A 10,567-nucleotide genomic window follows, 5' to 3' on the forward strand; every position below is an offset into this window, starting at 1 on the left:
CCTCCGCATCCAGCGTACGCGCCAACAGCGCGGAGTTGTGCTGCCGCAGCCACGAATGCACTGAATCGAGATCGGCGCCTGGTGGGCTGGCCGCAGCGACAGGCAACGCAAGGAACAACGCCAGCGCGCACGCCTGGCGGCGTGCATGCGGCCACAATATCGAGGTTTTCACGGATCAAGCTCCGCTACGCGATGGCAGACACCCGGCGTCAACGCCGGGCACGCGCAGCCACGGGCCCATGGCCCGCAGCCAATCACGGAAAGGGAGTTAGATCAGCAGGATGGTGCTCGCGCGTAACCGTGGCCAATTCCGCGAGGCGGGATCGTCGGACGTGGAACGGCTTGCCGTTGCTACGGCTGCAACTAACAGCGCATGCCGGGAAATCATCGGCGGTAGCGGCGGAACGCCAAGCGCAACGGCATCGGTGACGTGCTTGGTTGGATCGGCGCAATGGGCGGTGCAGTCCGGCGACATCGCCGGGTCGCCACTGCCCATGTCGTCATGGCAGCCACCGGAAGCATCCATAGTCACCGGCGCCGGCATCGAACACAGGTGCGCGGCAATCGTTACCTGCTGGCACAACAGCAAGATCGCCAGCACCGGCATCAGCCAGCGCGGGAGGCGACGACGCAACGATTTCAGACCCAAACGAGGCACGCGCATGTTCCGATCCTTCTTGCCAAGAGGATACGCGCACTCGCCGGACCCGCAAGTTGATATTGATCAAGAACCCACGGGGAGGCGAGCCGGCTTGGGAATTGGGCGCACGCCGGTCTCAACTCAGTTCTCGCATTCCAGCGCAAGAACCGCGCACGGTGCTTGATCCAGCGCAAGGACGCTGCGGATCGATCACGCTACGATCAAGCTGTCTAATGCTAGGAAGCGGCTGTGGCATCGAGGGCACTCCAGCAATTTCGTCAACCGCGTCGGCGATGGCTGGCGTTGTGGGCGGTGCTCGCCATGTTGCTCAATCAGATCGCGATGGCCGAACATCTGTGTCGGGCGGCACCCGGCCTGCACGGCACGCATTCAACCCAAGTCTCTGACTCTCAAGACTCGTCCTTGCACTCCCATATGTCGTCAGACACGATGGGCAGCGCGTTGCCGGACTTGAACCAGATTGCATGCAGCGCGCATTGCGACGACGCTGACAAGCAGCTCCGCGACATCGTGCCGCCGGTCTTTCCTGCGCTGGCAGGCGGTGGCGCCGAAATAGCCCTCCTGCGGCTGGATCGCAACTCGGGCCCAGCGCGCGATCCGCGAACAGCGGATGCGATCCGTGACCGCCACGGCAGCATCTACCGAGTGTTGTTGATCTAGGCGCACCGCACCCGTTGCTGCTGGCTTGCTGCTGGCAGCTGTATCGGGACGGTTGAACGCCGGATCTAGTCTTCGTCGCTTCAGCGACTTCTCCCCTGAGCGTTCACCGTGCGATGTCGGCCCCCGGGCCGTCTGCGGTGGAGTTCCTGCACGTGGAATTTGCGAACCGAACGAGCGCTGGACCGCCGATGGCATCCCATTGGATGTTGCTCACGGCGAAATCAACGCTTTCCCCAATCACAACACTCAATGCGGCCCCGGCGGCCGCGTTGATGTCTCGCTTGTGCCGACAAAGCGAGTCGAGCCAGCGATCGGCAATACCTGGGCCTCAAGTTGGCCCGAAATCCCCCGCGGCCGATCCGGCCGCTATGTCAGCTCGGAGATCTGTCATGGATAGGAATCACACATGCATCAACCGCACCGTCAACAAGAATCGTCGCAGATTCGGATGGCTCGTCGGCCTTGTGGCGGCAACGGCGCTGGCCGGTTGTACCGGAGACAGCGCAATCCGCCACCAGTTCATGCAAGGCCAAGTGTTGTCCGTGGACGCCAACGAAATCGTCGTTTGCATCGGCAAGCGTGATGGCGCGCACGACGGACAGGTACTCAATGTCATAAGGCACTTCGCAGAAATGGCGATCGTTGAAGGCGCTCCCTTCAGCCGTGCCCAAGTCGGGCAGGTGCGCATCGTCGATGTCTACGATGACCATTACGCGCGCGTCTCGATCGTGACCGGAGAAGTCAAGACCGGCGACATGGTGGAACTGGACAACTGAGCACCGCCCAACTGGCAGCCGATCCCACCACGGCCAATGGCATGAGGTCGGGCGTCAAAACCGAACCAGCGGCGCCGCATTGCGGCGCCTTACCGAGGGGAACCCACATGATCCGATCAACACATCTGCTCGCACTCTCTTTGCTTGGCGTACTCGCAGCCTGCAGTAGAGAAAGCAGCATTCAGCAGACCCACGCCGCATCGGCGGCCGCGACCATGACGGTCCCGAGTCTGCCGGGCGCCGAAGTCACCGACTCGCCCTCCGTCGATTCCCTGCCGGCAATGACGGTGCACAAGAGCCCCAGTTGCGGCTGCTGCGGCCTTTGGGTTGACCACGCGAAACGCGCGGGATTCTCGGTCTCGGTGGTGTCGATGAACGACCTCAATCCACTCAAAGTCGCTATGGGGGTTCCGGTTGGCGGCGGGTCTTGCCACACCGCGGTCGTCGGCGGCTACTTCATCGAGGGCCACGTCCCTGCAGCCGACATCCAACGACTGCTAACCGAGAAACCGAAGGCTCGGGGATTGACCGTTCCAGGCATGGTGCTGGGCTCGCCCGGCATGGAGGCTCCAGCGGGCGAGGTACAGCCCTACACGGTCTATCTCGTCGACTTGGATGGCAAATCCACACCGTTCAGTCATCACAACAGGTGACTACCAATGTCCTGGATCCCCGCCAAGCAATTCGGCGACTACCCGTTCTACCTGCGATGGTTCTTTCGCCGGCAGGCGCGCAAGTACGGTCGAACACTGCCACCTTCCTGGTTATGGGGACGGCTCCCCGGACCCTTCGGCGGCATGTTGTTGCTGCTCGGACTTTTCCAAAGAAGGGCGTTTCCCGTTGATGCAGCGTTGCGCAGTCTTGTTTCGGCGCGGGTTGCGCAACTCAACGGGTGCGCATTCTGTGTCGACCTGAATGCCTACAACCTGCTCCACGCGACTGGCTCCAGTGCAAAAGCAGAAGCCGTGGGGAGCTGGCAGGACAGTGACCTTTACTCGGAGCGCGAGCGCGTCGCCTTGGACTACGCCGAAGCCATGACGGACACCCAGCGGCGCGTGGGGCCAGCGCAGGCCGCGTCACTGCGGCAGCAATTCGATGACCACGAAATCGTGGCGCTGACCGCATGGATCTCCTTCCAGAACATGAGCGCGAAATTCAACAGTGCACTGGGTGCGGAAGAGAGTGGCCTTTGTCCCTGGCTCGGTGCTCGCGATCAACCCGAAGGCACGGTGGCAAGCCTCGTGCCGATCAGCACCCGCCCTTGCCATGCAGGCAGGATCCAGCCCAGTCAAAAAGCTCTCGAAACCAATCCGAATCCATAACCTGACAAGGAGAATATCGTGGCGACTTTCAGAAACAGGGTCTTGCTTCCGACTCTGCTGTTCATCGGAAATCATCGAATTGCCTTTCGCGTAATCGTGCTGATCGGTGTCATTTTGACGATCGCCGATGCCTTTGTCTTTGAGCGCAGCGAGATTCATACGCTGGTCGGCCATACGGCGATTGGCCTCGGACTGGCTGCAATGTTGCTGCTCGTCGAGAGCGCGGACGAACCGCGAACCGAAGATTGAAAATCCGCCGGCACGGCGGACAGTGATTGCCAAACGAAAGGATGAGCTACGGCGTCTGAAGCATTTCGCTCAGGCGACATTACACGGAGATCAAACATGAACGCAAAAACGAACTCGACCCGCCTGTTTTCAGGCGTCCGCCGGCATTGCCTGGGCTGGATATGGGCGGCCGTGGCCGTCGCCTCGGTGGCGGGATGCGCAGGAGGAACATCGGTGCGCCATGAATTCGTCATGCAGGGGCAGGTTTTGTCGACAGATGAGAGCGGGGTTGTGGTGTGTGTCGGCCGGCAAAACGGAGCCGAAAGCGGTCAGATCCTCAACGTGATCAGGCATATGCGCACCACTGGCGGTAATCCGAAAGCCCCACCATTCCGCCGCGAACAAGTGGGGCAAGTCCGAATCGTCGACGTCTTCGACGACCACTATGCGCACGCGGCGGTCGTCACCGGACAAGCCCAAGTCGGCGACATGGCTGTGTTGGATAACTGACGTCGCGGTTCAGGTCGGCGCCCAACTCGGGCGCCGACATCGCGATTAAGCTGGCGATCGTTGGAACGCAAAGCGCAACTGAGTAGCTGAAGATGCGTCCACTGCATCGACATTGATCACCGTCAAACGAGTGGCTTGCGAACGGCGGATCCTTCTTGCACTGCAAACGTCGGGAGCGACCCATGCGTCGCCGCAGCTTCCTCAACATCGCATCAACAGGCGCTCTTTCGGCGCTGGCCCTGGCCCAGAGTGTATCGGCTCAGATGGGGGGCATGCCGCGCGGCGGCATGGGCGCAATGATGGGTCGCCTGCCACCGTTCAGATCGGGATTGCCTACCGGGCTCCCGCTTCCGCACCTGGGCACTCTCGCGAACCAGAGCGCGGTGCTCGGCGATTTCGAGGGCACACTGGTGGCTTCCCCGTACAACGCGTCGCTTGTCTCCGACCGCACGACCGAGTTATGGGGGTACAACGGACAATACCCGGGTCCGGTGATCGAACTGCGCGAGGGACAGCGAGTCGCGATCACGTTCGCCAATCGGCTCGACCTCGAATCGACCATCCACTGGCACGGTCTCGCGGTTCCTGCAGATCAGGATGGCAGTCCCATGGATCCGGTCGACCCCCACACCGATCGGCTCTACACGTTTGAGGTGCCGATCGGCAGCGCCGGCACCTACTGGTATCACCCGCATGCACACGAGACCAATACCTTGCAGGTCGGCCATGGTCTCGCGGCCCCGCTCATCGTTCGCAGCAGCGACGATCCGCTGCAGGGGCTCTCCGAACGGACCTTGATGGTCACGTCGCTCGGACTCGACTCAAACGCTCAGGTCATTACGGGCTCGACATCCATGTCCGGCATGGGCGCGATGATGATGCCCGGCATGAGCGAATTGCTGGTGAACGGACGGAGGCTTCCGGTCCACACGGTGACACCGGGCGCCACCGAGCGCTGGCGGATCATCAATGCCACCGCGGATCGCTACTTGCGCTTGAGTCTCGACGGGCACTACTTTGCCGTCGTTGGAACCGACGGGGGACTCCTTGACCAGCCCCTGCCGGGGCTGTCCGAATGGCTCCTTGCTCCCGCCCAACGGGTCGAGATCGTGGTGTCGATGAATACACGCCGGTCGACCCGTTACGCGCTGCGCGACCTCGGGTACGGCGGCGCCATGAATGGCGGTTCGGACATTGAGCTGATGACGGTTCAAACGAGCGGAGCGGTTGCGCTCGCGCCCGTTGAACTGCCACGAATCCTGCGACCGATCGTCGCGCTGGGACCCGCGACGGTCCAGCAGCAGGTGGCGCTTTCCGGCGCTGGCATGGGCATGACGGGCGCTTTCCTCATCAACGGCAAACGTTTTGACATGGATCGTGTCGACCTCGAAACGGTGGTCGGTCGAGTCGAGCTGTGGGAGATCGTCAACGCGAGCTTCATGGATCACCCGATCCACATCCATGGCACCCAATTTCAGCTGGTCGGTCGCACGGTGCGCGGTGTTCCCATTGCAGCCGCCTTGCCGGGATGGTTCGACACTGTCAATGTACCTGCCGGAGAAACGGTCACCATCAAGACACAGCAGATGCTGCCAGGCAAGCGGATGTTCCATTGCCATCTGCTGCCTCATGAGGACGCGGGGATGATGGCGGTGCTGGACGTGCGAGCTGCCGCATCGTAGGCCAGCAGCGCCAGCCTCTATCACCTCGGTCGCCAATGGCGCTCTGCCTGACCGCCTGCGCCGATGTTGAGCACGCCGCCGACCGCGTCAGTCCATCCTGAGTATCTCGGCCAAGTCAGACGGGATTGGCATCGGCTTGATTGGACTGACGTTGGCGCCACCCGTGTTCCCGAGCGGAACCCAGATCCGCGAGAACACCAGGGCAGCGAGAATGCGAGGGAATTGACCCACAATCTCGCGCCGGTCACGTCGCCGCCAACCGATCCGCAGCATGGCAAGATGCGAGCGGACGTGAGGCCACGTGTGTCGCTGTCCAAGGATGTGGGCGCGTTCCAGGTGAACGAATGCGCGATCCATGTCGCCTCTGCTTTCCGCCGCGGCGGCGGATGCCATTTCCAGATCGAATGCAGTGCGCAGCTTCTGATTCATGATTCGGTGACGTGCAGATGGTTCGTTGGGATCAAGGCTGGCCGGTCATGTGGCCTGCGGTCGAAGTAGCCTGAGGCCGTTGAGGACGACGATCAAGCTGGTGCCCATGTCGGCAAACACAGCCATCCACATGGTGCCCATGCCGACCACGGTCAGGCCGAGGAAAATCGCCTTGACGCCGAGCGCCAGCGCGATGTTTTGCTTCAACACCGCAGCGGTGGCTTTGGAGAGCCGAACGAACTCGGGAATCTTTCGCAGGTCGTCATCCATGATGGCGACGTCGGCGGTTTCGATCGCGGTGTCGGTACCGGCGGCTCCCATCGCAAAGCCGATGTCGGAACGCGCCAATGCAGGTGCGTCGTTGATGCCGTCGCCGACCATGCCGACCAGGCCCTCCCTGCCGATCATCGCGGCAATCGCGGTGACCTTGTCCTCGGGCAACTGATTGCCTTTGGCGTCGTCGATATTCACCTGCTTGGCGATGGCGGCTGCAGTGTGCTGGTTGTCGCCGGACAGCATCAGCGTCTTGATGCCGAGTGCGTGCAACTGCCCGATGGCCTCACGGCTGGATTCCTTGACCGTGTCGGCGACGCCGAACAGGGCCAGCACTGCCTGTTCGCTGGCAACCAGCACGGCGGTCTTTCCCTGCAATTCCAGCACATTCAGGCGCGCTTCGAGGGCACTGCCGCAGAGCTTCAGTTCTTCGATCAGGCGGTGATTGCCGAGATGGAAAAGCCGCCCGCCGATGCGCCCTTTGACGCCGCGACCCAGCAAGGCCTCGAACGCATCGACCGCCTGGATCGTGACGGTCCTGGCCTGCTGCGACTCTGCGACCGCTTTGGACACCGGATGATCCGAGCGTGAGGCCAGGCTGACGGCGATGGTCAACGCGTCCCGTTCGGCCCCGGACACCAGCTCGAAATCCGTGAGCGCGGGTTTGCCGACAGTGATCGTGCCGGTCTTGTCGAGTGCCAGCCACTTCATGTGCCGGCCCTGCTCGAGGTAGACACCGCCCTTGATCAGGATGCCGCGGCGCGCCGCAGCGCTGAGGCCGCTGACAATGGTGACAGGCGTCGAAATGACCAGCGCGCACGGACAAGCGATGACCAGCAACACCAGGGCCTTGTAGATCCAGGCCAGCCAGTCGCCGCCGAGCAACAGCGGTGGCCCGAGGGCGCACAGGAACGCAACGGCGAAAACCACGGGCGTGTACACGCGGGCAAATTGATCGACAAAGCGTTGCGTCGGCGCCCTTGTTCCCTGCGCGGATTCGACCGCGTGGATGATGCGCGCGAGCGTCGATTCATCCGCCTTGGCGGTCACCGTGAATTCCAGTTCGCCGCTCTGGTTGATGGAGCCGGCAAACAGCGAATCGCCTACGGTCTTGTCGACCGGGACACTCTCGCCGGTGATCGGCGACTGGTCGACGGCGGAATGGCCGGCGCTGACGATGCCGTCCAGCGCCACGCGCTCGCCGGGTTTCAAGCGCACCGCACTGCCGAGGGCCACTGTGCGCGCCACCACCGTCTGCCAACTGCCATCCGTCTGACGCACGGTCGCGATGTCCGGGGTCATCGCCATCAACCCGCGAATGGCATTGCGAGCGCGATCGAGGGACGCCGCTTCGATCCGTTCCGCGAGGGCAAACAGCACGATCACCATCGCCGCTTCCGGCCATTGTCCGATCAACATCGCTCCGGTGACGGCAATGCTCATCAGCGCATTGATGTTGAGCGTGAGGTTGCGAATCGCGATCCAGCCCTTGCGGTAGGTGCCAAGACCGGCCAGGGCAAGGGCTGCAAGCGACAGCGCTGCGGGCAGGAAGGGCGTTGCCAGACCAAACCACTCGGCCGCTTCCGAGACCAGCGCCGCTGCGCCCGCGATAGCCAGTGGCCACCACGACTCCCGGGGTTCCGCTGGCGCAACGGCCAGCGCTTCGCTGGGTGCGCCGGACACCGCGGGCTCCGCCTCCATGCCCAACGAGGCCACCGCTTCGATGATCGGATCGATGCTCGACAGCGAATGCTGCACCGTCAACTGGCGGCGCATCAGGTCAAAACTGAGGTCGACCACGCCCGGCATTCCGGCCAGGCGCTTGCGCAGCAGCGCTTCTTCAGTCGGGCAATCCATCGCCTCGATCCTGAAGATCGATTCCAGCAGCTTGGTGTCGACAGCCTCGGCGCCGTGGCGCGGCGCCCCGACTAAAGCGCCAGACGCCGCAGCGCCGCGTTTCTCGTGGTCATCGTTCATCCGTTGCGCGCCTCAGTCGCGCGAATCGATGGGGAATGCCGCATCGACGCTGCTGACATAGACAAAGCCGGCATCGCGTTTGCCGGTCCGGCCGTGCTGGCGCACCAGAGCAACCGCGGTGTCCACCTGGTCGTCCTCGCAGAACAGTTCGATCTGGATCTCCGAGGTCACCTGCTCGCCAAGTTCGACGGAGTACTCCTGCTCGCGCGCCGATAGCGCGTGCAGCAGGCCCTTGACGTCGATCAGTCCGATCCGCGTGAACCCTGCCTCACGCAAGTTGTGCACGATGTCGGCGACGCGGCCCCGATGCACGAATGCCTTGATCTGCTTCATGGTGACGCCTCCTCCAATGCAGCACGCCGTTCGGCACGGTTCTCCAGCCACTCGTAAAGCACCGGCAGCAGTAACAGGGTGAGCAGGGTCGATGTGATCAGCCCGCCGACGACCACCGTGGCCAATGGTCGTTGGGTTTCCGCGCCCACCCCGGTGGAAATCAGCATCGGCACCAGACCCAGGACGGCCACGCTCGCGGTCATCAACACCGGTCTCAGGCGCAAGGTGGTGCCTTGCACGACGGCCTCGCGAACCGACAAGCCCTTGTCGCGTAGCTCGTTCAAGAAGCTGACCAGCACGATGCCGTTGAGCATGGCTACGCCGAACACGGCGATGAAGCCGATCGCCGAGGGTACCGAGAGGTACTGGCCGGTCAGGAACAGCGCCAGCAGGCCACCGATGGTCGCGAAGGGAACATTGGCCAGAATCAGGGCCGCGTACTTGACCGAGTTGAACGCGGTGTAGAGCAGCACGAAGATGAAGAAGATGGGGACCGGAACAATCACCGCCAGCTTGGTCAGCGCGCGCTGCTGATTTTCGAAAGCGCCGCCCCACTCGATCCAGTAGCCCGCGGGCAGATCCGCCTTCTGTTCGATCGCAGCAGAGGCTTCCTTGACGAAACTGTCGACATCGCGACCGCGCACATCCATCTGGATCACCGCGTAACGCTGCAACTGCTCGCGGCGGACGAAGGAGTAACCCTCGGCGATGGTGACCTCGGCGACTTCCGAGAGCGGCACCAGCGCACCGGTCGCGGTGCGCAACGGAATCCGCCGCAGCGCCTCGATCGAGTTGCGCGTTGCATCCTCCAGCCGCACCGAGATATCGAAGCGCTTGACGCCATCGAGCAGCACGCTCACCGGCTCACCGCCGAGGCCATTGCGGACGATGGTCAGCACCTCCTCGGCGTTCATGCCGTGGCGGGCGAGTTCCTGACGGTTGACCTCGATCTGGATCTGCGGCTTGCCGATGTTGGCTTCAAGCGAGAGATCGGCCACGCCCGGAATGCCTTCGAGGACTTCCTTCAACTCTGCGCTGATGCGATCGAGTTCCTTCAGGTCCTCGCCGTACAGCTTCAATGCGAGGGTCGCACGTACGCCCGAAATCAACTCTTCGACGCGCATCTGGATCGGCTGGGTGTAGCTCGGCACGGTGTTCGGTACCACCTCTTCGAGCTTCTCCTTCATCAACTCTTCCAACTCCTTGATGTCGCGCCCTGGCGTCCATTGATCGAGCGGTGTCAGCGCCGTGTAGATCTCCATGTAGTTGACGTCGGCGGTTTCGCCCTTCTCGGCGCGACCGATCATCGCCAGGGTGGTATCGACCTCCGGGAATTTCTTGAAGGCATCGGCGATGCGCTTGCTGGTCTCGATAGAGGTGTCGAGCGACGTCGACGGAATGCCGGTCACGCGCCACATGATCGAGCCTTCCTGCAACTGCGGCATGAACTCCTTGCCGAGGAAGGGGAACAGCGCGAGGCTGCCGACCAGGGCGACCATCGCGAAGGTGACGACCACGCCTTTTCTCACCAGCGCATGCCCAAGCAAGGGCACATAGATGCGCTTGACGGCGCGCACCAGCCAGGTGTCGCGCTCTTCCTTGGGCTTGAGGATCAGCGCCGCCAGGACCGGGATCAGGGTCAGGGCAAGGATCAGCGAACCGGCCATCGCGAAGGCGATGTTGAAGGCCATCGGCTTGAACATCTTGCCCTCGAGG

The 10,567-nt window shown here is 62.7% G+C and carries 12 protein-coding genes; 7 read left to right on the top strand and 5 right to left on the bottom strand.

What is annotated here, in order from left to right; translation table 11 throughout:
- Positions 1–268: 268 nt before the first annotated feature.
- A complete protein-coding gene (locus tag IT472_RS06825; RefSeq protein WP_297180253.1) occupies positions 269–664 on the bottom strand; it encodes a hypothetical protein in 396 nt (131 codons plus the stop codon).
- 318 nt (positions 665–982) lie between these two features.
- Here IT472_RS06825 and IT472_RS06830 point away from each other — a divergent pair, with 318 nt between their 5' ends.
- From IT472_RS06830 to IT472_RS06860, 7 genes are all read left to right on the top strand, one after another.
- The gene (locus IT472_RS06830; RefSeq protein WP_297180254.1) at positions 983–1,321 is read left to right on the top strand and encodes a hypothetical protein; all 339 of its coding nucleotides are present in this window, start codon (positions 983–985) and stop codon (positions 1,319–1,321) included.
- 152 nt (positions 1,322–1,473) lie between these two features.
- A complete protein-coding gene (locus tag IT472_RS06835) occupies positions 1,474–2,097 on the top strand; it encodes a hypothetical protein (protein ID WP_297180257.1) in 624 nt (207 codons plus the stop codon).
- Positions 2,098–2,204: 107 nt separating this feature from the next.
- The gene (locus IT472_RS06840) at positions 2,205–2,750 is read left to right on the top strand and encodes a DUF411 domain-containing protein (RefSeq protein ID WP_343231816.1); all 546 of its coding nucleotides are present in this window, start codon (positions 2,205–2,207) and stop codon (positions 2,748–2,750) included.
- A 6-nt stretch (positions 2,751–2,756) separates the two neighbouring features.
- Entirely contained in the window at positions 2,757–3,419 is a 663-nt protein-coding gene (locus IT472_RS06845; RefSeq protein WP_297180259.1) for a carboxymuconolactone decarboxylase family protein, read from the top strand.
- A gap of 18 nt (positions 3,420–3,437) precedes the next feature.
- Positions 3,438–3,668, top strand: a complete 231-nt coding sequence (locus IT472_RS06850) for a hypothetical protein (RefSeq protein ID WP_297180261.1) — start codon at positions 3,438–3,440, stop codon at positions 3,666–3,668.
- Positions 3,669–3,764: 96 nt separating this feature from the next.
- Complete coding sequence (locus IT472_RS06855) at positions 3,765–4,157, top strand: hypothetical protein (protein ID WP_297180263.1); 393 nt, start codon at positions 3,765–3,767, stop codon at positions 4,155–4,157.
- 182 nt (positions 4,158–4,339) lie between these two features.
- On the top strand, positions 4,340–5,839 hold the full coding sequence (locus IT472_RS06860; protein ID WP_297180265.1) for a multicopper oxidase family protein: 1,500 nt from the start codon (positions 4,340–4,342) through the stop codon (positions 5,837–5,839).
- A gap of 87 nt (positions 5,840–5,926) precedes the next feature.
- Here the strand turns inward: IT472_RS06860 and IT472_RS06865 are convergent, their stop codons facing one another.
- From IT472_RS06865 to IT472_RS06880, 4 genes are all read right to left on the bottom strand, one after another.
- Positions 5,927–6,268: a DUF3703 domain-containing protein gene (locus IT472_RS06865; protein WP_297180267.1), complete on the bottom strand. Its 342-nt coding sequence runs from the start codon at positions 6,266–6,268 to the stop codon at positions 5,927–5,929.
- A gap of 45 nt (positions 6,269–6,313) precedes the next feature.
- On the bottom strand, positions 6,314–8,518 hold the full coding sequence (locus tag IT472_RS06870; RefSeq protein WP_297180269.1) for a heavy metal translocating P-type ATPase: 2,205 nt from the start codon (positions 8,516–8,518) through the stop codon (positions 6,314–6,316).
- Between the two features lie 12 nt (positions 8,519–8,530).
- On the bottom strand, positions 8,531–8,851 hold the full coding sequence (locus IT472_RS06875) for a P-II family nitrogen regulator (RefSeq protein WP_297180271.1): 321 nt from the start codon (positions 8,849–8,851) through the stop codon (positions 8,531–8,533).
- Positions 8,848–10,567 (bottom strand): efflux RND transporter permease subunit (locus IT472_RS06880; protein WP_297180273.1); only part of this gene is annotated, 1,720 nt, incomplete at its 5' end. The genes IT472_RS06880 and IT472_RS06875, both read right to left, overlap by 4 nt.

The organism is Thermomonas sp. (assembly GCF_020850895.1).
Classification (GTDB): domain Bacteria; phylum Pseudomonadota; class Gammaproteobacteria; order Xanthomonadales; family Xanthomonadaceae; genus Thermomonas.